The sequence below is a fragment of the Aquabacterium olei genome (genome assembly GCF_003100395.1).
In the GTDB taxonomy this organism is placed as follows: Bacteria; Pseudomonadota; Gammaproteobacteria; order Burkholderiales; family Burkholderiaceae_C; genus Aquabacterium; species Aquabacterium olei.
Map to the genome: position 1 here is coordinate 2,051,437 of NZ_CP029210.1, position 23,545 is coordinate 2,074,981.

At 67.0% G+C, this 23,545-nt stretch carries 19 protein-coding genes; 6 read left to right on the forward strand and 13 right to left on the reverse strand.

Features of this window, described 5'->3' with window-relative positions:
• From DEH84_RS09295 to DEH84_RS09320, 6 genes are all read right to left on the reverse strand, one after another.
• A complete protein-coding gene (locus DEH84_RS09295; protein WP_109036605.1) occupies positions 1 to 867 on the reverse strand; it encodes a YbgC/FadM family acyl-CoA thioesterase in 867 nt (288 codons plus the stop codon).
• Between the two features lie 10 nt (positions 868 to 877).
• The gene (locus DEH84_RS09300) at positions 878 to 2,623 is read right to left on the reverse strand and encodes an AMP-binding protein (protein WP_109036606.1); all 1,746 of its coding nucleotides are present in this window, start codon (positions 2,621 to 2,623) and stop codon (positions 878 to 880) included.
• Positions 2,624 to 2,683: 60 nt separating this feature from the next.
• On the reverse strand, positions 2,684 to 3,973 hold the full coding sequence (locus DEH84_RS09305) for an acetyl-CoA C-acetyltransferase (RefSeq protein ID WP_109036607.1): 1,290 nt from the start codon (positions 3,971 to 3,973) through the stop codon (positions 2,684 to 2,686).
• Positions 3,974 to 4,033: 60 nt separating this feature from the next.
• Positions 4,034 to 4,894, reverse strand: coding sequence for a MaoC/PaaZ C-terminal domain-containing protein (locus DEH84_RS09310; protein ID WP_109036608.1), 861 nt, complete (start codon positions 4,892 to 4,894; stop codon positions 4,034 to 4,036).
• 16 nt (positions 4,895 to 4,910) lie between these two features.
• Complete coding sequence (locus DEH84_RS09315) at positions 4,911 to 6,320, reverse strand: 3-oxoacyl-ACP reductase (RefSeq protein WP_109036609.1); 1,410 nt, start codon at positions 6,318 to 6,320, stop codon at positions 4,911 to 4,913.
• A gap of 117 nt (positions 6,321 to 6,437) precedes the next feature.
• Positions 6,438 to 7,160 (reverse strand): TetR/AcrR family transcriptional regulator, encoded by a 723-nt coding sequence (locus DEH84_RS09320; RefSeq protein WP_109038305.1) that lies wholly within the window; start codon positions 7,158 to 7,160, stop codon positions 6,438 to 6,440.
• Positions 7,161 to 7,431: 271 nt separating this feature from the next.
• Between DEH84_RS09320 and gbd the strand changes: the two genes are divergently transcribed.
• Positions 7,432 to 8,568, forward strand: coding sequence for a 4-hydroxybutyrate dehydrogenase (gene gbd, locus DEH84_RS09325; RefSeq protein WP_109036610.1), 1,137 nt, complete (start codon positions 7,432 to 7,434; stop codon positions 8,566 to 8,568).
• 18 nt (positions 8,569 to 8,586) lie between these two features.
• Here the strand turns inward: gbd and paeA are convergent, their stop codons facing one another.
• From paeA to DEH84_RS09340, 3 genes are read right to left on the reverse strand one after another with little or no spacing between them, the layout of a single operon-like run.
• The gene (paeA, locus tag DEH84_RS09330; RefSeq protein ID WP_109036611.1) at positions 8,587 to 9,903 is read right to left on the reverse strand and encodes a polyamine export protein PaeA; all 1,317 of its coding nucleotides are present in this window, start codon (positions 9,901 to 9,903) and stop codon (positions 8,587 to 8,589) included.
• Between the two features lie 42 nt (positions 9,904 to 9,945).
• On the reverse strand, positions 9,946 to 11,019 hold the full coding sequence (locus tag DEH84_RS09335) for a patatin-like phospholipase family protein (protein ID WP_109036612.1): 1,074 nt from the start codon (positions 11,017 to 11,019) through the stop codon (positions 9,946 to 9,948).
• Positions 11,020 to 11,043: 24 nt separating this feature from the next.
• Positions 11,044 to 13,383: a Tex family protein gene (locus tag DEH84_RS09340; protein WP_425428948.1), complete on the reverse strand. Its 2,340-nt coding sequence runs from the start codon at positions 13,381 to 13,383 to the stop codon at positions 11,044 to 11,046.
• Between the two features lie 201 nt (positions 13,384 to 13,584).
• Between DEH84_RS09340 and DEH84_RS09345 the strand changes: the two genes are divergently transcribed.
• The gene (locus tag DEH84_RS09345) at positions 13,585 to 14,622 is read left to right on the forward strand and encodes a quinone-dependent dihydroorotate dehydrogenase (RefSeq protein ID WP_109036613.1); all 1,038 of its coding nucleotides are present in this window, start codon (positions 13,585 to 13,587) and stop codon (positions 14,620 to 14,622) included.
• Here DEH84_RS09345 and DEH84_RS09350 read toward each other — a convergent pair.
• Entirely contained in the window at positions 14,609 to 16,369 is a 1,761-nt protein-coding gene (locus DEH84_RS09350) for a serine/threonine protein kinase (protein ID WP_109036614.1), read from the reverse strand. The two genes, DEH84_RS09345 and DEH84_RS09350, sit on opposite strands and share 14 nt — an antisense overlap.
• A gap of 291 nt (positions 16,370 to 16,660) precedes the next feature.
• On the opposite strand from DEH84_RS09350, the gene trxA reads away from it, so the two are divergent.
• The 4 genes from trxA to DEH84_RS09370 all read left to right on the forward strand — a co-directional run bounded on the left by trxA (position 16,661) and on the right by DEH84_RS09370 (position 20,733).
• Positions 16,661 to 16,990: a thioredoxin TrxA gene (gene trxA / locus DEH84_RS09355; protein WP_109036615.1), complete on the forward strand. Its 330-nt coding sequence runs from the start codon at positions 16,661 to 16,663 to the stop codon at positions 16,988 to 16,990.
• Between the two features lie 261 nt (positions 16,991 to 17,251).
• Entirely contained in the window at positions 17,252 to 18,517 is a 1,266-nt protein-coding gene (gene rho, locus DEH84_RS09360) for a transcription termination factor Rho (RefSeq protein ID WP_109036616.1), read from the forward strand.
• A gap of 159 nt (positions 18,518 to 18,676) precedes the next feature.
• On the forward strand, positions 18,677 to 18,934 hold the full coding sequence (locus DEH84_RS09365) for a type B 50S ribosomal protein L31 (protein WP_109036617.1): 258 nt from the start codon (positions 18,677 to 18,679) through the stop codon (positions 18,932 to 18,934).
• A 104-nt stretch (positions 18,935 to 19,038) separates the two neighbouring features.
• Positions 19,039 to 20,733 (forward strand): hypothetical protein, encoded by a 1,695-nt coding sequence (locus DEH84_RS09370; RefSeq protein ID WP_109036618.1) that lies wholly within the window; start codon positions 19,039 to 19,041, stop codon positions 20,731 to 20,733.
• A gap of 6 nt (positions 20,734 to 20,739) precedes the next feature.
• Here the strand turns inward: DEH84_RS09370 and phoR are convergent, their stop codons facing one another.
• Genes phoR through phoU form a run of 3 tightly spaced genes read right to left on the reverse strand, consistent with a single transcriptional unit; the run spans position 20,740 to position 23,508 of the window.
• On the reverse strand, positions 20,740 to 22,071 hold the full coding sequence (phoR, locus tag DEH84_RS09375) for a phosphate regulon sensor histidine kinase PhoR (RefSeq protein WP_245932545.1): 1,332 nt from the start codon (positions 22,069 to 22,071) through the stop codon (positions 20,740 to 20,742).
• A gap of 6 nt (positions 22,072 to 22,077) precedes the next feature.
• Positions 22,078 to 22,779 (reverse strand): phosphate regulon transcriptional regulator PhoB, encoded by a 702-nt coding sequence (gene phoB, locus DEH84_RS09380; protein WP_109036619.1) that lies wholly within the window; start codon positions 22,777 to 22,779, stop codon positions 22,078 to 22,080.
• Between the two features lie 21 nt (positions 22,780 to 22,800).
• Entirely contained in the window at positions 22,801 to 23,508 is a 708-nt protein-coding gene (phoU, locus tag DEH84_RS09385; protein WP_109036620.1) for a phosphate signaling complex protein PhoU, read from the reverse strand.
• Positions 23,509 to 23,545 lie beyond the last annotated feature (37 nt).

Genomic DNA, 23,545 nt, shown 5'->3' on the forward strand with positions numbered 1-23,545 from the left:
TCAGAGGCTCAGCACCATGCGCTGGTGCGGGATGCCCACTTCGTCGAACATGGGCCCTTCAGGGATGAACCCCAGCCGCGCGTAGAAGCCCTCGGCGCTGACCTGCGCGTGCAGTGCCAGCATCGAGATCTGGCGCTGCCGCGCCTCGCCGATCAGGCTTTCGAGCATCAGCTGGCCCAATCCCACACCGCGGCTGCTGCGCAGCACCGCCATGCGGCCCACCTTGGCCGTACCTGGCGCCTGCCCCAGGTAGATCAGGCGCCCCGTGGCCAGCGGCAGGCCAGCGAGGTTGGTGGCCACCACATGCACGGCGCCCGCGTCGTCGTCGTCCCATTCTTCGGATTCGGGGATGCCTTGCTCGCCGACGAACACCGCGAGGCGCACGGCACGGGCCGCCTCCCCCACCTCTGACCACGAGCCGGCCCGCACCTGGTGCACCGGGCGCTCGGAGGCATGGGCGCTGATCTGGTCGCGCAGGCTTTGCGGCACGGACACCGGCTGGCGCGTGGCCAGGTCGGTGAAGACGTACACCGCCTCGCCCGTGACCAGAAGCCTGCCCTGCGCCCAGATGCCCCAGCCGATGGTGATGGAGCTGTTGCCCACCTTGTCACAGCGGATGCCGACATCGAGCCAGTCGTCCAGCCGCGCCGGCGCGTGGTACTGCAGGCTGTTGGCGCGCATGTAGAGGTCGCCACTCACGTGCTGCAACCCTTCCGGATACGGCAGCCCGATCACGCGCCAGTACTCGCTGATCGCCACATCGAGGTAGGTGAGGTAGTGGCCATTGAAGACCACCTGCTGGGCATCGACCTCCGACCAGCGGACGCGGAGGCGGTGAACGAAGCTGTACTGTGCGGCGTTGCTCATGAAACCAAGGTTAGCGCAGTTCCCGTCGCAGAATCTTCCCGACCGGCGTCTTGGGCAGCTCGGTGCTGCGGAACTCCACGATGCGCGGGATCTTGTAGCCCGTCAGGTACTTGCGGCAGTGCTCGATCACCGCTTCCTTGGTCAGGCCCGGATCACGCGGCACGATGATCACCTTGACGCGCTCGCCCGCCACCTCGTCGGGTACGCCGACGGCCGCCACTTCCTTGACGTCGGGGTGCATGGCCACCACGTCCTCGATCTCGTTCGGATAGACGTTGAAGCCCGAGACCAGGATCATGTCCTTCTTGCGGTCCACGATCTTCAGAAAGCCCTGTTCGTCCATCACCGCGATGTCACCCGTGGCCAGCCAGCCGTCGGCGTCGATCACCTCGGCCGTGGCTTCCGGGCGGTTCCAGTAGCCCTTCATCACCTGCGGGCCACGCACGCACAGTTCGCCCGGCTCGCCAAGGTCGGCCCAGCTGCCATCGTCGCGGCGGCAGCGCACTTCGGTCGACGGCACCGGCACGCCGATCGAGCCCGTGAAGGTGGGGCCGGGCTTGGAGATGTCCACCGGCGCCTGCGTGACGATGGGCGAGCACTCCGTCAGGCCGTAGCCTTCGACGATGGCGTTGCCGGTCACTTCCTTCCAGCGCTCGGCGATGGAGCGCTGCAGCGCCATGCCGCCGGCAATCGACAGCTTGAGCTTCGAGAAGTCGCGCTTGCGGAAGTCCGGATCATCGAGGAAGGACGAGTACAGCGTGTTCACGCAGGTGATGCCGCTGAAGTTCTCGTTCTTGAGGATCATCATCACGCGCTTGGTGTCACGCGGGTTGGCAATCAGGATGTTGCGGCCGCCGAGCGCCATGAAAATCAGGCAGTTCACCGTCAGCGAGAAGATGTGGTACAGCGGCAGAGGCGTGACCACGGTTTCCGTCTCGTCGGTGAGCTGGCCTTCGGCAAACGCCAGCGCCTGCTGGCAGTTGGCCAGCACGTTGCGGTGCGTGAGCATGGCGCCCTTGGCCACGCCGGTGGTGCCGCCGGTGTACTGCAGAAAAGCCAGGTCGGTGTTGCGCACGGCCACCGGTTGCAGCTTCACGCCCGCCCCGGCCTTCAGCGCGTCACGGATCCAGATGGCGCCAGGCAGGCTGTAGGCAGGCACCATCTTCTGCACCTTGCGCAGCACGAAGTTCAGCGCCCGGCCCTTGAGGTTCAGGAAGCCGTCCGACAGCAGGTCACCGATCTGCGTCAGCACGATGCGCTTGACGTTCGTGCCCGGCAGCGCGTCCTGCAAGGTCTTGGCAAAGGTCTCCATCACGATGATGGTCTCGGCCCCGCTGTCCTTGAGCTGGTGGTTCAGTTCCCGCGCCGTGTACAGCGGGTTGACGTTGACCACCACCGCACCGATGCGCAGCACCGCAAACAGGCAGATCGGATACTGGAAGGTGTTGGGCAGCATGATGGACACGCGGTCGCCCTTCTTCACCCCCTGGCTCTGCAGCCAGCCGGCAAAGGCCTTCACCAGCCGGTCGAGCCGGTCGTAGCTCATCTCGGTGCCGATGCTGACAAAGCCCGGCCGGTTGCGGAACTTGTTGATGCACTCGTCGAAGTACTGACTCAGCGACTGGTACTTGTCGGCGTTGATGTCGGCGGGCACGCCCTCGACGTACGACGACAGCCAGATGCGGTTGGTGCTGCCGTCGGGGTTGACGATGGAACGACCCGGCTGGGACGCTGTGCTGGCGGCGATGGTGCTCATGTGTGTCTCCTCGTGTGGCGGCCGTGTCGTGATGCACGGCCTGCCTGGTTGCGTTCAGACTCAGCGTTCCAGGATGGCGACCACGCCCTGCCCGCCCGCTGCACAGATCGAGATCAGGCCGCGGCCCGAGCCCTTCTGCGCCAGCATCTTGGCCAGCGAGGCCACGATGCGGCCACCGGTTGCAGCAAACGGGTGGCCTGCCGCCAGCGAGCTGCCGTTGATGTTGAGCTTGCGGCGATCGATCGCGCCCAGGGGCTGCGCGAGGCCCAGGCGGTCCCTGCAGTAGGTCGCGTCTTCCCAGGCCTTCAGCGTGCACAGCACCTGCGCGGCAAACGCCTCGTGGATCTCATAGAAATCGAAATCCTGCAGCGTGATGCCGGCACGTTTCAGCATGCGCGGCACGGCATAGGCCGGGGCCATCAGCAGCCCTTCCTTCTTGTTGAAGAAGTCGACGGCAGCCACTTCGCTGAAGGTGATGTAGGCCAGCACAGGCAGGTTGCGTTCGCGGGCCCATTCTTCGCTGCCCAGCAGCACGGCCGACGCGCCGTCGGTCAGCGGGGTGGAGTTGCCCGGCGTCAGCGTGCCCTGCCCCGGCGCGACCTTCTTGTCGAAGCACGGCTTGAGCGAACGCAGCTTCTCGATGGTCAGGCCTTCGCGCAGGTTGTTGTCCTTGCTGACACCCTTGAACGGAGTGAGCAGGTCGGCGAAGAAACCCTCCTTGTAGGCGCGCGCCAAGTTCTGGTGGCTCAGACAGGCCAGCTGGTCCTGCTCTTCACGCGGGATGCCCCATTCGCGGGCCATCAGTTCCGCATGCTCGCCCATCGAGTAGCCGGTGCGCGGCTCGCCGTTCTTCGGGATGGCCGGCTTGAGCAGCATGGACGGGCGGATCTTGGCCAGCGTCTTCAGCTGCTCCGCCGTCGACTTGCCGCGGTTGGCTTCGAGCAGGATCTTGCGCATCTTCTCGTTGACGCCGATGGGCGCGTCCGAGGTCGTGTCCACCCCGCCGCCGATGCCGCATTCGATGTGGCCCAGCGCGATCTTGTTGGCCACCAGCATGATGGCTTCCAGGCCGGTGCCGCAGGCCTGCTGCAGGTCGTAGGCCGGGGTTTCAGGCGCCAGCGTGGTCGACAGCACCGACTCGCGCACCAGGTTGAAATCGCGGCTGTGCTTCATCACGGCGCCCGCTGCGACGTCGCCGAGGCGCTCGCCATGCAGGTTGTAGCGGTCGACCAGGCCCTGCAGGGTGGCGGTCAGCATCTCCTGGTTGGAGACGTGCGAGTAGACGGTGTTGGAGCGGGCGAAGGGAATGCGGTTGCCGCCAATGATGGCGACGCGACGAACGGTGTTCATGGACAACTTGTCTCCGTAAAAATGGCAAAGGGCGATCAACGACGGAATGGCCGGGGGTGCTCAGAACCGCACGCGACCACGCAGATGGGGCTTGTCGCCCTTGGCATTGCGAACTTCGAACAGGGCGCCGTGCTCGTCACGGGCAGCCCACAGCGACACCCGCGCCGGCAGGAACAGCGGGGTCTTGAACTCGACAACGACCTCGGCCTGGTCGACGGCCTCGCGTGGCATCAGCGTGGCCAGGGCGCGGGCCTTGGTCCACATGCCGTGGGCGATCGCCTTGCGAAAACCCAGAAAGCGGGCCGTGAGCGCCGAGAGGTGGATGGGGTTGATGTCGCCCGATACGCGGCCGTAGCTGCGCCCGATTCCGGCCCCCGCATAGAAGTCGGCCTGGTGGGCCAACGGTGTGGGGTCGCTCAGGGCGCTCTCATAGCGGGGCCCACGCGGGTTGCGCACACCCAGCCGCAGCAGCGTCCAGGTGCTTTCCCACACGGCCTCGCCGCCCCTCAGTGCGCAGGCATGCAGCGTGAACGCCTGGCCCTTGTCATGGGCGTACAGCTCGCCGGTGCGCACCTCGATGCGCAACTCGTCGCCGACCTGAATGCGTTTCAGCAGCCGGGCGCTGTTGGCCAGGTGCACCAGCCCCATGGCAGGCCACGGAAAGCGCCGCGAGCCGAACAGCATCATGGCCAGCGGAAAGGCCTGCATGTGCGGATACAGCATCGGCACGCCATGCGCCTGCGTGAACCCGCACACCTTGGCGTAGTCGGCCACATGGCGCGCTTCCACCACGACGCGCGGGCGCACGTACATCACCTCGGGCAAGGCCTCGACCACGCCGGGGCGCTTGCTCGACGACCGCAAGGCCCCCAGGTTCAGGGCGATCGGGCCGGGCAGCTTGTGAACTTCGATGGTCTTCATATGCCACCGAGCCCGCTCAGGCACCGATCAGGCTCTGGCCGCACACCCGCACGACGTTGCCGGTGATGCCCGCAGACGCCGGGCTGGCAAACCACGCGATGGTTTCGGCCACGTCGACCGGCTGTCCGCCCTGGCTCATGGAGTTCATGCGGCGACCGGCCTCGCGGATCGCGAACGGAATGGCCGCGGTCATCTGCGTCTCGATGAAGCCCGGGGCCACCGCGTTGATGGTGATGCCGTATTCGCTGAAGATCGGCGCGCACGCCTGCACCATGCCGACCACGCCGGCCTTGGAAACGGCGTAGTTCGTCTGGCCCATGTTTCCCGCGATGCCGGAAATCGACGAGACGCACACGATGCGGCCGCCGCGGCGCAGGGCCCCGGCGCTGACCATGGCGTCGTTGATGCGCTCCTGCGTCGACAGGTTCACATTGACCACCAGCTGCCAGAGGTGCTCTTTCATGTTCGCGATGGTCTTGTCGCGGGTGATGCCAGCGTTGTGCACGATGACATCCCAGCCGCCATCGGCCTTGGCGGCGTCGACCAGTTTCTGCGGCGCATCCTCGGCCCCGATGTCCATGGCGATCGCCTTGCCCCCCAGCTTGCGGGCCACGGCTTCCAGCGGCTCCTTGGCCTGGGGCACGTCCAGACAGATCACGTCGGCGCCTTCACGCGCCATGACCTCCGCGATGGCCGCGCCGATGCCGCGCGAAGCGCCCGTCACCAGCACCTTGCGACCCGCCAGGGGCTTGGCCCAGTCTCCCGGGATTTCGGCCGTGCCCACCGGGGCCCCGATGCGGATGACCTGCGCCGACACATAGGCCGATCGCGGCGAGATGAGGAAGCGCAAGGTCGATTCGATCTGCTCTTCCGCGCCTTCAGCCACATAGACCAGCTGCGCGTTGCTGCCCTTCTTGAGCTCCTTGCCGAGCGAGCGGGTCAGCCCTTCCAGCGCACGCTGGATGGCGGCCTGGCGGGGTGACTTGCATTGCTCGGGCGGCCGCCCGAAGACGATGACCCGGCCGCAGGGCAACAGCGATCGCGCGGCATCGTGGAAGAACCAGTACAGCGCGTCCGACTGGGTGCTGTCCGTCAGGCCGGTGGCATCGAACACCAGGGCCTTGACCTTCTCGCCCGGCTTGCCATTGCCACCCCAGCGCCCGGTGATCAGGCCGGCCTTGTTGGCCACACTCACCCACTGCGGCAGGCGCTCATGGGCCAGCGTCTGCGCCCCGATGCGCTGAAATGCCGAGGCCAGGGCCTCCAGCAGGCGCGGCTCACCACCACCCCCGACGAGCACGGATCCCTTGACCACCGGCTGCCCGGGCTGATAGCGCTCCAGCGGCAGCGGCTTCGGCAGGCCGAGCGCGTTGACCAGCTTGGCCCCCATGGGCGAGTTGGCAAAGTCGATGTATCCGTCTTTCATGTGTCTCACTCGTCTTGATGGCCGATGGGCGTGGACAGCCACAACCAGCCGGTTGGTGATGCGACACGGCACACCGCCGTGTCATGAAGCCGGATACCCCGGGGGGCGTCCGGCGGGCTAGTGCGTCGCCGCCACCCCCGGGGTGTTGACGATCGCGTCGAAAACATTGGTCTCGGCCGAACCGGGCAGCGGCGCCTTCAAGGCGGCCACCATCAGCGAAGCGAGGCGGGACAGGATCAGGGCCTCGTTGTCGCCACTGCCCTGCGTGAACTCTCGGATGACGCGCTGGGTGTTGCCGGCGGCCAGGATGCTGGCCAGAGCCCCCATCGCAAAGTTCAGTCGGAAGCCGAGGTCGTGGCGCTCCAGATCGGGCAGCGTGCGCTGGAAGGCCGAGAAGAAACGCCCGAGGATCTGGATGTAGTGCGTGTTGATGAAATCGCGCACCACCGGCGAGGGGTCGGTGTAGGCGCGCCCCAGGAAATGCAGGTAACGGTCGGCGAACGGCACGTCGCTGCGGTAGATCCGCACGGCGGGCAGGAACAGCGCGACCAGCACGTGCTCGCACGTCAGGCGGTCACCCAGGGTGGCTTCGAAGGTGTCGAGCATCGCCAGGCGCTGCTCGTTGAGCGAGTCGAGTCGACGTGCCAGCACCGCATGGATGAGCGCGTCCTTGCTGCCGAAGTGATAGTTCACCGCGGCCAGGTTCACGCCCGCCGCGCTGGTGATCTGTCGCATCGACATGGACTCGAAGCCACCGGCGACGAACAGCGTCTCGGCGGCATCGAGGATGCGGGTTTTGGTGTCTGCGGGCGAAAGCCGCGCGGGGGCCTGTGCAGGCATGTCGGTCTCCACACTACGAACGTTTCAAACGTCCGTTTCAGGATCGGGTGCAATGGTATGCGAGACGGGCGGCTTGTGCACGCCGTCTTGCCGCGAAAGGGGGCTCTTCCCCGGAATCCCGGGGGGCAACAGGCTATTTTGACGGCCTTTCTTCCCTCGGCTCCCCCCACCTCCGCGGGGAGCCCGCATGCATGACACCACAGGGGGCATCCCGGGTGGGCCCGGCGCGCTTCAAACGCTAGAGTGATCGACTCACTGACCCCGTAAAGCCATGGCCACCATCCTTTACCTCACCCAGATCCAGTTCGAGTTCGGCGCCATCCGGCTGCTGGCCAGCGAGTGCGAACGCGTCGGCATCCGGCGGCCACTCGTCGTCACCGACGCCGGCGTGCGTGCGGCTGGCGTGCTGCAGAAAGCGCTCGACGCCCTGCCAGGCTGGCCCGTGACCGTGTTTGACCAGACACCGCCTAACCCCACCGAGGCCGCCGTGCGTGCCGCCCACACGGCGTGGCAGGCAGGCCGGTGCGATGGGTTGATCGCCGTGGGCGGTGGCTCGAGCATCGATCTGGCCAAGGGTCTGGCCATCATGGCGACCCACCCGGGCCCGCTGACCACCTACGCCACCATCGAAGGCGGCTCGCCCCGCATCACGGCCCAGGCTGCCCCCTTGATCGCCGTGCCCACCACCGCGGGCACGGGCAGCGAGGTGGCGCGCGGGGCCATCGTCATCGTGGACGATGGGCGCAAGCTCGGCTTCCACTCATGGAACCTGATGCCCAAGGCCGCCATCTGCGACCCCGAGCTCACGCTGGGCCTGCCCCCCGCCCTGACCGCCGCCACGGGCATGGACGCGATCGCGCACTGCATGGAGACGTTCATGGCGCCGGCCTTCAACCCGCCGGCCGACGGCATCGCGCTCGACGGACTGGAGCGCGCCTGGGGCCACATCGAGCGGGCCACGCGTGATGGCAGCGACCGCGAGGCGCGCCTCAACATGATGAGCGCTTCGATGCAGGGCGCCATGGCCTTCCAGAAGGGCCTGGGGGTGGTGCACAGCCTGAGCCACAGCCTGGGCGGCGTGAACCCCCGCCTCCACCACGGCACGCTGAATGCGCTGTTCCTGCCGGCGGTGATCCGCTTCAATGCCGGTGCCGAATCGGTGCGCAAGGAGCGCCGGCTGGATCGCATGGCGCATGCCATGGGTCTGCGCGCCGGTGACGAGATCCCCGACGCCATCCGCGCGCTGAATGCCCGCCTCGGTCTGCCGAGCGGTCTGGCCGAGCTCGGTGTGCAGCCCGAGTGGTTCGACCGGATCATCCAGGGCGCCATGGCCGATCACTGCCACAAGACCAACCCGCGCATCGCCACCGAGGACGACTACCGCGCGCTGCTGGAGGCCTCGATGTGAGGTGCCGACCGGGCCGTGTCAGGCAGGTGCCGGCACGGCCTGATCGGCCTCCCGCGTCACCATCACCTGGTCGATGCGGAAGTTGTCCACGTCCATCACCTCGAAGCGGAACCCGCCCCAGCTGACGCTGTCGGTGCGCCGCGGGATGCGCCGCAGCATCACCATCAGAAAGCCGGCCAGCGTCTCGTACTCGTCTTCGTGCGGCAGGCGATCGAGATCGAGCGCACGCAGCACGTCCTGAATCGGCGTCACGCCGTCAATCAGCCACGAGTTCGCATCGCGCTGCACGATCTGCTCCTCGTCCAGCGAGGCCACCAGGCTGCCCATCACCGTGCTCATCACGTCGTTGATGGTGATGATGCCCACCACCAGGCTGTACTCGTTGACGATGACGGCGAAGTCTTCCTGCGCATGCCGAAACTGACTCAGCATCTCGGACAGTGTGAGCCGGTCCGGCACGCTGAGCACCTTGCTGATGAGGCCCTCGGCGCGCAGGTCGATGGGCTGATTGTTCAGCGCCCGGTTGAGCAGGTGCTTGGAATCGACATAGCCCAACACGTGGTCGATGTCGCCCTCGCACACCAGGTAGGTCGAGTGTGGGAACTGCGCCACCCGGGCCTTGATGAGCGCCTCGGTGTCGTCGAGCAGGAAGTGAATGACGCTGTCGCGCGCCGTCATCGCGCTCGTGACCATCCGCGTGTCGAGTTCGATCACATTCTCGATCACGCGGTGCTCGGGCGCGGCCAGCACGCCGGCGTCGGCCCCGGCTTGCGCCATGGCCAGGATGTCGTCCGGCGTGATGGCATCGTCGCGACGGTCAGGCAGCCCGAACAGGCGGAACAGCCGGTCGGTGAGCCGACTGAAGAACCACACGATGGGCTTGAACAGCAGCAGGAAGAGCCGCATCGGCCCGACCACGCGGATGGCGACCTGTTCGGGCGCATTCATGCCCAACCGCTTGGGGCACAGGTCCGACAGCAGGATGAAGAGGCTGGTGACCACCACGAACGACACGAGCACGCTCACCGTGTCAGCCCGCTCGGCGGTGATTGGCAGGCTGGACAGCCAGGGGCGGATCAGGGGCGAGAAGGCCCCTTCGCCCACGATGCCGCCCAGAATCGCGACCGTGTTCTGCCCGATCTGGATCACGGTGAAGTAGTCGCCCGGCTGGTCCTGCACAGCCAGCACCTGGCCGGCACGGAACTCGCCCTGGGCGAGCATCTGGCGCAGGCGCAATCGGCGGGAAGCGGCCACCGCCAGTTCGGCCACAGAGAAGAACGCGCTGGCGGCGATCAGGATCGCAATGAGAAACAGGCTGCCTGTAGACACATCCATGCACACAGTGTAGCGAGGCGGCCCGCCAAAGGCAGCCGCCGCTCAAAGGGGCTTGACGCGATCGGTGGGGCATCCCTTGGCCAGCCAGTCCGCCCACTCATGAGCCAGCCGTGCGCTTTCTGCCACCGCGCGGCGCCAGGCCTGCACGCGTTCGTCGAAGCCCAGTCGGACGAAGTCCTTGCGATCAGGCAGCTTGCCGCCGGGCAAGGTGGCCACCCATTGGGGATCGGGGGTCAGCAGCACGACGTTGTCGAGCATGGGGCTGGCGCCATGCCGCCAGCGCAGGCCCTTGTCAAGCCAGCCGGGGATCACCTGCCGCTGGAAATGCGGGTAGAGCACCAGGCCATCGGACATGGCAGCGTAAGGCCAGTGCAGGTGGTAGTCGACCAGTCCGCCGTCCCAGTGCGCGCCCGCGCGGGCGCCGGGGATGTCGTGCACGGCTTCGAGCACGAACGGGATGCTGCACGAGGCCTGGAGCGCAGGCAGGAAGTTGCCAGTGTTCAGCGCCACGTGCCGCGTCGGAAGGTCATCCAGCGTGACGGGCAGCGCCTCGCCCGGCGTGGAAAACACCGTGCGCTCAAGGAAGGAGCCGACCACCTTGCGGCTGATCGCGTTGCCCAGCGCCAGGCTGCCGAAACCCACCGCGCGACGCGCTGGCGTTTCCCGGGTCAGCACCTGCCGCCCGCGGGCTGTGAGCACGTGCAACCGCCGACGGGGGTGGTTCACAACATTGCCGATCTGCCCCTCGAAGAAGGCGGCCAGCGTGGCGCCGAAGTGCGCGCTGATCTGCCCGGGCGTCGGCGCCTTGCGGGGCGGCTCGGGGTCGTAGCGCTGCGCGATGTAGGCCGCAGCCAGCTCGGTGAAGGCCTGGTCGACCTGCGGCATGGCCGCCGCCGCCATGCGCCAGGCACCGATCGAGGCGCCCACGAGGTGCAGGCTGCCTGGCGTGTCCTGGGTGAGCCACTCGCCGAACAGATGGCGATCCAGGTGGTGCAGGATCAGCCCCTTGGGTCCACCGGCCGCACCCGGCACCACGCGCACATCGCCCGGCCGCAGGCCCCGAGTGCGCAAATGCGCCAGGGCCTTCGGGCCCGCATGGATCGAGAGCGCTTGCATGGTCAACGAAGGCCGAAAGGTCGCTCAGCGCTTGGTCTGCAGCTTGGCAAACGCCGCTGCCATGGCCGACTGGCCGGAAGCCTGCGGAGTCCCCCGCTGGCCGCCCTGGCGCTCGTTGCGTGCCGCGGGTCGGAAGCTGTTGTCCCGCCCTGCCCCGGCGGCCTTCTGGCCGGTCGGCGCGTCCAGCTTCATCGTCAGCGAGATGCGGCTGCGTGCCAGGTCCACCTCCAGCACCTTCACCTTGACGATGTCGCCGGTCTTCACGATCTCGCGGGCATCGCTGACAAACTTGTTCGACAACTGGCTCACGTGGACCAGGCCGTCCTGGTGCACGCCCAGGTCGACAAACGCCCCGAACTGCGCCACGTTCGACACCGTGCCCTCCAGCACCATGCCTTCCTGCAGGTCCTTGATGTCTTCCACGCCGTCGTTGAAGCGCGCAACCTTGAAGTCCGGGCGCGGATCACGGCCGGGCTTTTCGAGTTCAGCGAGGATGTCCTTCACCGTGATCACGCCAAAGCGCTCATCGGCAAACAGCTCGGGCTTGAGCGTGCGCAGCACGTCGCTCTTGCCGATCAGTTCCTGGATGGACTTGCCCGTGTGCGCCATCATCTTCTCGACCACGGGATAGGTCTCGGGGTGCACGCCGGAAATGTCCAGCGGGTTGTCGCCCTCGCGGATGCGCAAAAAGCCGGCGGCCTGCTCGAAGGTCTTGGGCCCCAGGCCCGCCACGTCCAGCAGCTGCTTGCGGTTGCGGAAGGCGCCATGCGTGTCGCGCCAGCGCACGATGCTGTTGGCCACGGTGCCGCTCAGGCCCGACACCCGCGCCAGCAGCGGTGCCGAGGCGGTGTTCAGGTCGACACCCACGCCGTTCACACAATCCTCCACCACGGCGTCCAGGGTGCGAGCCAGCTCGCTCTGGTTCACGTCATGCTGGTACTGGCCGACGCCGATGCTCTTCGGATCGATCTTCACCAGTTCGGCCAATGGGTCTTGCAGGCGGCGAGCGATCGACACCGCGCCACGCAGGCTCACGTCGAGTTCCGGCAGTTCCTTGCTGGCGAACTCCGAGGCCGAGTACACCGACGCGCCCGCCTCGCTCACCACCACCTTCTCGATCGGCGTGCCCGGCGCCATCTGCTGGATGCGCTTGATCAGGTCGCCGGCCAGCTTGTCGGTCTCGCGGCTGGCCGTGCCGTTGCCAATGGCGATCAGGTTCACGCCGTGCGCCGCACACAGGCGCCCCAGCGTGTGGATCGAACCTTCCCAGTCCTTGCGGGGCTCGTGCGGGTAAACGGTCGACGTGTCCAGCACCTTGCCGGTGTCGCTCACCACGGCCACCTTCACGCCGGTGCGGATGCCAGGGTCCAGCCCCATCACCACCCGTTTGCCGGCCGGCGCGGCCAGCAGCAGGTCACGCAGGTTCTCGGCAAACACCTTGATCGCGGTCGCCTCGGCGGCCTCGCGCAGGCGGGCAAACAGGTCACGCTCGAGGCTCAGGCTGAGCTTCACCTTCCACGTCCAGGCCACGCACTTGCGGATCAGGTCGTCGGCCGGGCGCTTGCTGTGGCTCCAACCGAGGTGCAGCGCAATGCGGCCTTCGGCCAGCGTCGGCTTGCCGGGCACCACCTCTTCGTCCACCACCAGCTTGGCATCCAGGATTTCCTGCGTGCGGCCGCGGAACACGGCCAGCGCGCGGTGGGACGGCACCGTGCGGATCGGCTCGTCGTAGTCGAAGTAGTCGCGGAACTTCGCCACGTCGGGGTTGTGCTCGTCCTTGCCGTCCATGAGCTTGGACTTGAACAGGCCTTCAGCCCACAGCCAGTCCCGCATCTTGCCGATCAGCAGGGCGTCTTCGGCCCAGCGCTCAGACAGGATGTCGCGCACGCCGTCAAGCACGGCAAACACATCAGCAAAGCCGGCGTCCGCGTTCACGAAGGCCTGCGCCTCGGTGTGCGGGTCGAGCGTCGGGTCGGCAAACAGCTTGTCGGCCAGCGGCTCGATGCCCGCCTCGCGGGCGATCATGCCCTTGGTGCGGCGCTTGGGCTTGTAAGGCAGGTACAGGTCTTCCAGCTCCTGCTTGGTCGGCACGGCCTCGATGGCGGCGCGCAACTCGGGCGTCAGCTTGCCCTGCTCCTCGATGCTCTTGAGCACCGCGGCGCGGCGGTCTTCCAGCTCGCGCAGGTAGGCCAGTCGGGCCTCCAGATCGCGCAGTTGCGTGTCGTCCAGGCCATCGGTGGCCTCCTTGCGATAGCGGGCGATGAAGGGCACGGTGGCGCCCCCGTCCAGCAGTTCGATGGCGGCATTGACCTGGGCGGGCCGAACCTTCAGTTCGGCGGCCAGTTGCATCAGGATCTTGTCCAAGCGGGCACCCTGCAGAAATTGAATCCGGAAAAACGGTCACGGCACCCCGCCCGGGCAAGGCGCAAGGGCCTCACGACCGGACCCCGGCACCGGGACGATCAAGGCGGCGCAGTTTGCCACACGCGTGACTCACCGGCCGGCAGGCCGAGGCCAGTCGTGGATCGGGGACAATAGGCGCCGGTTTTCACCCCACAACGCCACATGGCCCTGATTCCCTACTCCCTGCCGAAGTCCCTGCTGTTCTCGATGGACCCCGAAGCCGCCCACGATCTGACGATCGGCGCCCTGGCCCGGTTCCAGAACACGCCGCTGGCCTGCCTGTGGGCTGCTCGCCGCGTCGAGGACCCGGTCGACGTGGCCGGTCTGCGCTTTCCCAACCGCATCGGCATGGCCGCCGGCCTGGACAAGAACGGCCGCGTGATCGACGGCCTGGGCGCCATGGGTTTCGGCTTCGTGGAAGTGGGCACCGTCACGCCCAAGGGCCAGCCGGGCAACCCCAAGCCGCGCATGTTCCGCCTGCCGCAGGCCAACGCCCTCATCAACCGGCTCGGCTTCAACAACGAAGGCCTGGATTCGTTCCTGGCCAACGTGCGCAAAGCCCGCTTCCGTGAGAGCGGGGGCATCCTGGGCCTGAACATCGGCAAGAACGCGGTGACCCCCATCGAGAACGCGGTCGAGGACTACCTGATCTGCCTGGAAGGCGTCTTCCCGCACGCCGACTACGTGACGGTGAACATCTCCAGCCCGAACACCAAGAACCTGCGTGCGCTGCAGAGCGACGAGGCGCTGGACGCGCTGCTGGGGCAATTGCAGGAGCGGCGCCAGCAGCTGATCACGCGGCATGGTCGCAGCGTGCCGATGTTCGTGAAGATTGCCCCCGACCTCGACGAGGCCCAGGTGGCGGTCGTGGCCACCACGCTGCAGAAGAACGGCATCGACGGGGTGATCGCCACCAACACCACCATCTCGCGCGAAGCCGTGATGGGCCTGCCCCACGCCGACGAAACTGGCGGCCTGAGTGGCGCGCCGGTGTTGGAAGCCAGCAACCAGGTGATCCGCCAGCTGCGCGCGGCGCTCGGCCCGCGCTTTCCCATCATCGGGGTGGGCGGTGTCATGTCGGCGGCAGACGCACGCGCCAAGCGTGACGCCGGCGCCGACCTGGTGCAGATCTACACCGGCCTGATCTACAAGGGCCCCCAGCTCGTGGAAGACTGCGCCCGAGCGCTCAAGCGGGGCTGACCGACGCCGTCGGCAGACCGGCATCCACCAGCCGATCGGACTGCTCGAGCACCTGCTGGCACTCCTTGGCCGTCACGTCCAGCGCCCGCGCGTACCGGGTGGCAGCCTGATGCAATGCCGTCGCACCGCGCGGTCCGGGTAACTGCCGGGCATCGGCGAGCTCGTTCGCCAGGCTGGCCACGGTCCTCAGCGTCTCGTCGGGGCCGCTCGGTCGGCGCACCAGCGCCCCCCGCGGCAGCGGCCGGGCAGCCTGAACCAGCCGGTCGTGCAGGCCCCAATGGCGCATCACCTCGCCCGTCAGGTCATCCAGATTGATGCCCAGCACGGCGCTGGTGGCTGCGTCCTGCGTCATGCCAGGCGTGGGAGCCGCCCCGGCCTCAGGTGGTGGCCCCGGCTGCATCAGGCGCGTCACCTGGGCCGCCTCGTCCGGGAAGTGGTACAGAATCAGCAGCCAGCCCAGCTTCTGCGAGCAGGCGGCCATGAAGGCTTCCTCGTCGCTCACGTTGAAGGGGCGCAGCAGCCTGGCCATGTGGCCTGCCAGGCTCGCCTGGCGCAGGGCGACTTTCAGTGCATCGATCGCCTGCCAGTTTTCCTGCAGGCTGGCCTGGGCCTGCAGGGCACCGGGCCACGTGCGCACGGTGCCGCCCACGCGGCGAAGCCCCTGCTGACCCAGCAGCACAATGGCACGGGACAAGGTGCCCACGCCCTCGTCTGCACTGCGCCCGCGGTACACCGCGTTGTTCACGGCCCGCAGCAGTTCCCACGCCAGCGCGGGATTGCGCGCCACCACGTCGACCAGATCGTCGACACGCAACCCGTCCATACCGCCCAGCGCCGTCTGGAGGCTGCGGTCGGTCCCCGGGCGAGCCGGCAGGCTGCCCACGCTGTTCAGGCGGTCCAGCAGCAAGGCCAGCGGGCCGGCAGCGTCCTGTGAATTGGTCTTGATCCAGCCCTGGAGGGCGCTCAGCAGCGTGCGGGCGTTCAGATAGCGCTGGCGCTGCTGGCGGTCGGTCGCGCGGTTCACGATGGCGCGCAAGGTGTCCGGCACCGGGCTCGGCGTGGTCCAAGGCAGGCGGACAATCTCGGGGCCGACCCGCCCCGCTGCACTGCCCATGTCGGCATCGTCCAGCGCCGGATGGCCGGCCAGCAGGCGGTGCATCAGCAGCCCGCACATCAGCACATCGCGCTCTGCGGCCACCCGCACTTGGCTGCGACTCCACTGCGCCTTGGTCGGCGCGCCCGGCGCCGCGGCCGCCAGACCGACCGACAGACCGAACAGGCCGGCATGACCGGACGGCTCGACCAGCACGTTGTGCAGCCCGATGTCGAAATGCGCCACCCCGGCCTCATGGGCGTACGCCAGCCCCTCGACCACATCGGCCATCCAGTGCGCGACCTCCAGCACGGCCAGCGCCGGTCCGGACTGAAGCCGCTCGGCTAGGGTCATCGCGCCTTTGGGCCGCTCGCACGCCACGAACGGCCAGCCGTCATGCGCCCCCACTTCCAGCACATCGACCAGACGGGGGTGCTTCAGCCGGGCGGCCATCAGGGCGTCCTGCGTCCAGGTGTCCCGCTCGGTGGCCGTGGCGGGGCGCGCACGGGGCACGCACAGCAGGATCTCGTGTTGCAGCCGGGGATCACGGGCCAGCCACGTGCTCGAAGCCAGGCTGCGCCCCACCATCTGGTGCAACTCGAAACGGCCAAACTGGCGTGACGCCGGCTGGGCTGAGGGCGGGGCTAGGGCCATGGCGGGAGGCAACGCGGTGTCCTGTGGTGTCAATCCGACTGCGACACCCCATTGCACACCAGCTCGCCAGTGGGCGAAGGGTCTATCAGCCACACCTTCCCGTCCTTATTTCACGGAAACGGCCGCTCTGCCGCAATTTGTGTGGAGGCAGCCGCTATCACCCCCATTGAACAAGGCAACCGCCCGGCATCAGGGTTCCCCGCAGGTTCTGTGTCAGAATCGATCCACCCTTGCCCCTGCAGTGCCACCTTTTTCTTGCTGCACGCGCGGCGGCCCCCTGAGGATCCTTCCATGAGCAGCGACCTGATCAAACACATTACCGACGCCTCTTTTGACGCCGACGTCCTGCAATCCGCCCAGCCCGTGCTGGTCGATTACTGGGCCGAATGGTGCGGCCCCTGCAAGATGATCGCCCCCATCCTGGACGAGGTTGCCAAGGACTACAGCGGTCGCCTCAACGTCGCCAAGATGAACGTCGACCAGAACCGCGAAGTGCCCGCCAAGTTCGGCATCCGCGGCATCCCGACGCTGATGATCTTCAAGAACGGTCAACTGGCCGCCACCAAGGTGGGCGCTCTGTCGAAGGCCCAACTGACGGCCTTCATCGACGGCAACCTCTGATCTTTCAGCGGTTTTCGTCTCTATAATGCGATCACCGCCTGGTTGAAACCGGGTGGTGTTCGTCAGGCCGGGGCAGCAGCCCGGGCCGGCACAGAGGCTCAGTCGCACCCGCGCTCCCTGCCCTGTCGCCACGACAAACAACCTGTCGACCTTTCCGACCTTTTCGGGTCGATGCCATCCCACTCCACGCGTTGTGCCAGCCCGGCTCCCTGATGAGCCCGGCCTCACCGGCATACGCAGGTTTGATCAGGGTTCCCACACATGCACCTGTCTGAACTGAAGGCCTTGCACATCTCCAAACTCGTGGAGATGGCCGAAGCCCTCGAAATCGAGAACGTCTCTCGCATGCGCAAGCAGGAGCTGATGTTCGCCATCATGAAGAAGCGCGCCAAGGCTGGCGAGCAGGTCTTCGGCGATGGTGTGCTCGAAGTGCTGCCTGACGGCTTCGGCTTCCTGCGCTCGCTCGACGCCAGCTTCCTGGCCAGCACCGACGACATCTACCTGTCGCCCAGCCAGGTGCGTCGCTTCAACCTGCACACCGGCGACATGATCGAAGGCGAAGTGCGCGTTCCGAAGGACGGTGAGCGCTACTTTGCCCTGGTCAAGGTCGACACCGTCAACGGGCTGCCCGCCGAGGTCAACAAGAACAAGATCCTGTTCGAGAACCTGACCCCGCTGTTCCCGGAAGAGCAGTTCAAGCTCGAGCGCGAAAACGGCAAGGGCGACGACAACGTCACCAGCCGCATCATCGACCTGATCGCCCCGATCGGCAAAGGCCAGCGCGCCCTGCTGGTTGCGCCGCCCAAGAGCGGCAAGACGGTGATGATGAAGAACCTGGCGCACGCCATGGTCGCCAACCACCCCGACGTGCACCTGATCGTGCTGCTGGTCGACGAACGCCCGGAAGAAGTGACCGAAATGCAGCGCACCGTGCGCGGCGAGGTCATCAGCTCCACGTTCGATGAGCCGGCCCAACGCCACGTGCAGGTCGCCGAGATGGTGATCGAGCGCGCCAAGCGCCTGGTCGAGATGAAGAAGGACGTCGTGATCCTGCTCGACTCCATCACCCGCCTGGCCCGCGCCTACAACAACGTGCTGCCCAGCTCCGGCAAGGTGCTGACCGGCGGCGTGGATGCCAACGCGCTGCAGCGCCCCAAGCGCTTCTTCGGCGCTGCGCGCAACGTCGAGGAAGGTGGCTCGCTCACCATCATCGGCACCGCGCTGGTCGACACCGGCAGCCGCATGGATGAGGTGATCTACGAAGAGTTCAAGGGCACCGGCAACTGCGAAATCCACCTGGATCGCCGCATGGCCGAAAAGCGCGTCTACCCTTCCATCCTGATCAACAAGTCCGGCACGCGCCGCGAAGAGCTGCTGCTCAAGCCCGAGATCCTGCAAAAGAGCTGGATTCTGCGCAAGCTGCTCTACCCGATGGACGAGATCGAGGCGATGGAGTTCGTGCTCGACAAGATGCGGTCCACCAAGAACAACCACGACTTCTTCGACATGATGCGACGTGGGGGTTGAGCGCTCAGGCGCTCGGACCGCGGGGCCATGAAGACATGGCCCCTGCACGGCAAGGCATTGCGCACTGCCGTGCTATAATCTGAGGTTTTCCGGCTGTCGGAAAGTGCCAGACGTGGTGTCTGGTGGCTCCCGATGATGCAAACAGCAAGAGGTTTTGACATGCCCAAGCAAGGTATCCATCCCAACTACCGTGACGTCGTCTTCGTGGACCAGTCCAACGGTTTCAAGTTCGTGACCCGTTCGTGCGCTCCTACCAAGGAAACCACCACCTGGGAAGACGGCCGCGAACTGCCCCTGTTCAAGCTGGAAACCTCCTCTGAATCGCACGCTTTCTACACCGGCACCCAGAAGTCGGTGGACTCGCTGGGCGGCCGCGTCGAGAAGTTCCGCAACAAGTTCGCTCACCTCAAGAAGTGATCTTGAACTGGCTCCGCCTGGCTTGTCCCGGCGCCGTGAGTCACGCGAAGGGCAGCTCAGGCTGCCCTTTTTGTTTGCAGTCGCCCTCTCTCGCCTGATACCGCATGCAAGCCCACCCACAGGCCCCGACGATCTCGCCCGCCCTCGTCACCCAGAAGGCAGTCCGCCGCCTTCCGCGCTGGGCGCTGTGGCTCTTCTGTGCGGCATACGTGGTACCGGGTCTGCTCGGCCGCGATCCGTGGAAGAACGAAGACATCGCGTCCTTCGGTCACATGTGGAGCCTGGCACTGGGGCAGGCATCTTGGCTGCAGCCCAATGTGGGCGGCGTGCTGCCCATCGGGGGGGGCATCCTGCCCTACTGGCTCGGCGGGGCCAGCATCTGGGCGCTGCAACCCTGGGTGGACCCGGCCCTGGCCGCGCGCATTCCCTTCGCACTGTTGCTGGTCGCGATCCTCGCGCTGACCTGGTACAGCACCTACCACCTCGCGCGCACCGACGCGGCCCAACCCGTGCCGCTGGCGTTTGGCGGTGAGGCTGCGCCACAGGACTATGCGCGGGCCGTCGCCGACGGGGCGCTGCTGGCGCTGATTGCCAGCCTCGGCCTGCTTCAGCTCGGGCACGAGACCACACCGGAGCTGCTGCAGCTCACCGGCAGCACCCTGTTTCTGTACGGACTGGCGGCCACGGCACTGTCCCCGGCCAAGGCCCGTGCCGCCACACTGATCAGTCTGACCACCATGGCCCTGAGCGGCAGCCCGGCCGTGGCCGTCATGCTCGGGGTGCTGGGCAGCATTGTCTGTCTCCGTTCACGCACCGCGGCCGTGCGCGCCCATCTGCCCTGGGTGGCCGCCGCCACCGTGCTCGCGGCCGCGCTCGCCACCTTGCTGACTCAGCAGGGCCTGTCGGGCTGGGCCTGGCGTGTGGGTGCCAGCCCACGGTTCGGCGACATGCTGCGCCTGATCGTCTGGTTTGCGTGGCCCACACTGCCTTTGGCGGCCCTCACGCTGTGGCACTGGCGTCGTCAGCTGCAACGCCGGCACATTGCCGCCCCGCTGCTGGTGGCGCTGGCCGGCTTCGCCGCTTCCGTTTCCATGGGCGCCAATGAGCGCGCCCTGCTCGCCGCCCTGCCCCCGCTGGCCGTGCTGGCCGCATTTGCGCTGCCCATCCTGCAGCGCAGTCTGGGCGCCGCAATCGACTGGTTCTCGGTGTGCTTCTTCACCCTCTGCGCAGGAGCCATCTGGGTCATCTACGGCGCCATGCACACGGGCAAGCCGGCCAAGATCGCCGCCAACGTGGCGAAGCTGGTGCCGGGTTACGAGAGCGTGTTCTCGTGGGTCGGGCTCGTCCCGGCCGTCATCGGCACGGTGCTGTGGCTGGCCCTGGTGCGCTGGCGCACCTCACGCCAGACACATGCCCTGTGGAAGAGCCTCGTGCTGCCTGCTGGGGGCGTGGCCCTTTGCTGGTTGCTGTTCATGACGCTTTGGCTGCCGCTGCTGGACCAGGCGCGCAGCTACCGGCTGCTGCTGAACCGCGTGGCCTCGTCCATCCCCACGGGCAGCTGCGTGTACGCCCCGGGCGCACCCGTCGCGCTGTTGACGGGCCTGGAGTATTTCGGCGGCTACGCCGTGGATGGCGTGCAACGGGGCTTCAAACCCTCGGTCACCCTGTGCCCGACGCTGCTGGTTCGGCTCGGTGGCCGGAGCACCGCCCGCGAATACCCCGGGTGGGAAATTGCGGCGCGCTTCAACCAGCGCACGCGCAACTCCGAACAGATCGTCGTCTACCGCCGAGCCGACTGATCCGACTCAGCGCATCCGAACCCGGGCGGCGGGCACCGTGAGCGTGAAGGTCGAGCCCTTGCCCGCCTCGCTGGTGATGCGCAGCTCGCCGCCATGCCGCTGCACCACGTGCTTGACGATGGACAGCCCCAGACCGGTTCCGCCCGTTTCACGGCTGCGGCTGCCGTCCACGCGATAGAAGCGCTCCGTCAGCCGGGGAATGTGCTCCGGCGCGATGCCGATGCCGCTGTCCCTCACGCTGAACACGGCGCCGCCCTCCGGCTGCAAGGTCCAACGCACCGCAATCTCGCCGCCATCGGGCGTGTAGCGGATGGCATTGCTGACCAGGTTGCCCATGGCGCTCAACCACTCACTCTCCACGCCCGCGATCTCGCACGCCCCGCCGTTCGTCTCGATGTCGAACTGGAGGACATGTCGATCCCGCGAGAGCCCTGCGGCGTCCGTTTCCACCCGCTGGAGCAACTGGTCGACACGGGTCCATCGATCCGACGCCGGGCGGGGACTGCCCTCGATCTGCGCCAGCGTCAGCAGGTCAGCAACAAGCCCCTGCATGCGCTCTGCCTGCTGCATCATCAGGTCGACCACCCGCTTGCGCTCGACCTCCGTCAGCGGCAGCGAGGCCAGCGTCTCAATGAAGCCCGACAGCACCGTGAGCGGGGTGCGGATCTCGTGCGACACGTTGGCCACGAAGTCCCGCCGCATCGTGTCGGCGCGCTCGCGCTCGGTGATGTCCTGCGACAGCACCAGCTTGAGCCCCTCCCCATATGAGCGAATGTGCACCAGCAGATAGCCTTGCCCACCCCGTGGCGCCGGGCACTTGACCGCCTCACGGTAATCCCCGGATGCCAGATACTGAACGAACGCAGGCTGCCGCACCAGGTTGGTCACCCGCTGCATCAGGTCGCGCTGCGGATGCAGGCCGAAGTGATCGGCTGCGCTCGGACTGATCCAGCTGATGTGCTCGGTCGCGTCCAGCAGCATCACGCCATTGGGCGAGGCCTCGATCGCAGACAGGAACTGGGCCAGGCGGGCGCGCTCCTCGGCAATCTGCTTGTCTTTCAGGTAGATGACGCGCTGCACACGGTGCGCCACCTCGCCCCACAGGCCGGGCAGCTCGGGCGGCACCGCCTCCGGTGTGCGCAGCCAGTCGAGCACCGCATGGCCCTTGAGCGTGTCGAGCACCGACACGCTCAGCACTGCAAGCGCCGCGCCGATCAGCCCGATGGCGGCAGGATGGTCTACCAGGTGCCCGGCCCACCAGCCGATCAGACCGCCGCCCCCCGCCATCAACAGGCGGGCGCCGACGCGCGACCACAGCCACGAGTTGCTTGAATCCACGATGGCTCAGGCTGCGTCTGCGGCCAGTTGCTGAGTGAGGCGATAACCGGCCCCGCGAACGGTCTCGATCAGCTGGGCGCGGTTCACGGGCGTGAGCGCCTCGCGCAGGCGCTTCACATGCACGTCGACCGTGCGCTCCTCGATGAACACGTGGTCACCCCAGACACGGTCGAGCAACTGGGCCCGGCTGTGCACCCGCTCGGGGTGGGTCATGAAGAAATGCAGGAGCTTGAACTCGGTCGGACCAATCTTGACCTCCTGCTCACCGCGCTGCACGCGCCGCGTGGCCGGATCCAGGCGCAATCCGGCAATCTCCACGGCCGAATCCAGCGCCTGAGGCGCCTTGCGCCGCAGCACCGCGCGCACCCGCGCCATCAGCTCATGCGTCGAGAAGGGCTTGGTGAGGTAGTCGTCGGCCCCGGCATCAAGGCCGGCCACCTTGTCCACCTCTTCGGCCCGGGCCGTCAGCATGATGATCGGCAGCTCGCGCGTGCGGCTGGCACTGCGCCACCGTTTGGCCAGCGCCAGGCCGGATTGCCCCGGCAACATCCAGTCCAGAAGGACCAGATCCGGCAGCACCCGATCCAGCTGGGCCTGCGCCGCTTCGCTGTCGGGCGCCACCGTGACCTCGAAACCGGCATGGCGCAGGTTGAGCGCGATCAGCTCGGCGATCGCGGTTTCATCTTCCACCACCAGCACTCGGCTCATGGTCTCGCTCCTGTTTTGGTCTTACTTGATGATGTTGGCCACGGCCTCGGGCGTGTTGTGCCGAACGTCCGTGCCCTTGACGATGTAGATCACCTGCTCGGCGAGGTTCTTGGCGTGATCGCCCACGCGCTCGATGGCCTTGGCCACGAACACCAGGTCGATCGACGCCGAGATCGTGCGCGGGTCTTCCATCATGTAGGTGATGAGCTTGCGCATCAGTCCGTCGAACTCGGCATCGATCTCGTTGTCGTTCTTGATCACTTCCAGCGCCACCTGGGTGTCCAGGCGCGCGAACGCATCCAGCGCCCGGCGCAGCGAAGCAGTGGCCAGAGACGCTTCGAACGACACATCCGCCACAGGCAGGCGCAGGCGGCTGGAGACGCCGGTGTTGATGAGGCGTTGCACCGTGCGTGCCACGCGGGCCGCCTCATCCCCCACCCGCTCCAGATTGCCAATCGTCTTGGAGATGGCGATGAGCAGACGCAGGTCGCGTGCGGTCGGCTGACGGCGCGCGATGATGGTCGACAGGTCGGCATCGATGTCGAGTTCCATCTGGTTGACGCGCTCTTCGTTCTGCAGCACCTGGGTGGCCGTCTCGCCGCTGAAATGCGTCAGCGCGTAGATGGCCTGCGCCACCTGCGATTCGACCAGCCCGCCCATTTCCAGCACACGGGTGGAAATGCCGCTGAGCTCCACGTCGAACTGGCTGGAGAGGTGTTTTTCAGTCATGGAGGACACTCCTTTTTGGCTTGTTGTTCGTCACTGC

Bases quoted from the DNA above. Each gene is read 5' to 3' on its own strand.
- gbd (WP_109036610.1), top strand. From the start codon at position 7,432: ATGGCCACCATCCTTTACCTCACCCAGATCCAGTTCGAGTTCGGCGCC.
- phoU (WP_109036620.1), bottom strand. From the start codon at position 23,508: ATGACTGAAAAACACCTCTCCAGCCAGTTCGACGTGGAGCTCAGCGGC.
- DEH84_RS09295 (WP_109036605.1), bottom strand. From the start codon at position 867: ATGAGCAACGCCGCACAGTACAGCTTCGTTCACCGCCTCCGCGTCCGC.
- DEH84_RS09310 (WP_109036608.1), bottom strand. From the start codon at position 4,894: ATGAAGACCATCGAAGTTCACAAGCTGCCCGGCCCGATCGCCCTGAAC.
- rho (WP_109036616.1), top strand. From the start codon at position 17,252: ATGCACCTGTCTGAACTGAAGGCCTTGCACATCTCCAAACTCGTGGAG.
- DEH84_RS09345 (WP_109036613.1), top strand. From the start codon at position 13,585: ATGGCCCTGATTCCCTACTCCCTGCCGAAGTCCCTGCTGTTCTCGATG.
- DEH84_RS09320 (WP_109038305.1), bottom strand. From the start codon at position 7,160: ATGCCTGCACAGGCCCCCGCGCGGCTTTCGCCCGCAGACACCAAAACC.
- DEH84_RS09350 (WP_109036614.1), bottom strand. From the start codon at position 16,369: ATGGCCCTAGCCCCGCCCTCAGCCCAGCCGGCGTCACGCCAGTTTGGC.
- paeA (WP_109036611.1), bottom strand. From the start codon at position 9,903: ATGGATGTGTCTACAGGCAGCCTGTTTCTCATTGCGATCCTGATCGCC.
- DEH84_RS09365 (WP_109036617.1), top strand. From the start codon at position 18,677: ATGCCCAAGCAAGGTATCCATCCCAACTACCGTGACGTCGTCTTCGTG.
- trxA (WP_109036615.1), top strand. From the start codon at position 16,661: ATGAGCAGCGACCTGATCAAACACATTACCGACGCCTCTTTTGACGCC.
- DEH84_RS09305 (WP_109036607.1), bottom strand. From the start codon at position 3,973: ATGAACACCGTTCGTCGCGTCGCCATCATTGGCGGCAACCGCATTCCC.
- phoB (WP_109036619.1), bottom strand. From the start codon at position 22,779: ATGAGCCGAGTGCTGGTGGTGGAAGATGAAACCGCGATCGCCGAGCTG.
- DEH84_RS09300 (WP_109036606.1), bottom strand. From the start codon at position 2,623: ATGAGCACCATCGCCGCCAGCACAGCGTCCCAGCCGGGTCGTTCCATC.
- DEH84_RS09315 (WP_109036609.1), bottom strand. From the start codon at position 6,320: ATGAAAGACGGATACATCGACTTTGCCAACTCGCCCATGGGGGCCAAG.
- DEH84_RS09335 (WP_109036612.1), bottom strand. From the start codon at position 11,019: ATGCAAGCGCTCTCGATCCATGCGGGCCCGAAGGCCCTGGCGCATTTG.
- DEH84_RS09370 (WP_109036618.1), top strand. From the start codon at position 19,039: ATGCAAGCCCACCCACAGGCCCCGACGATCTCGCCCGCCCTCGTCACC.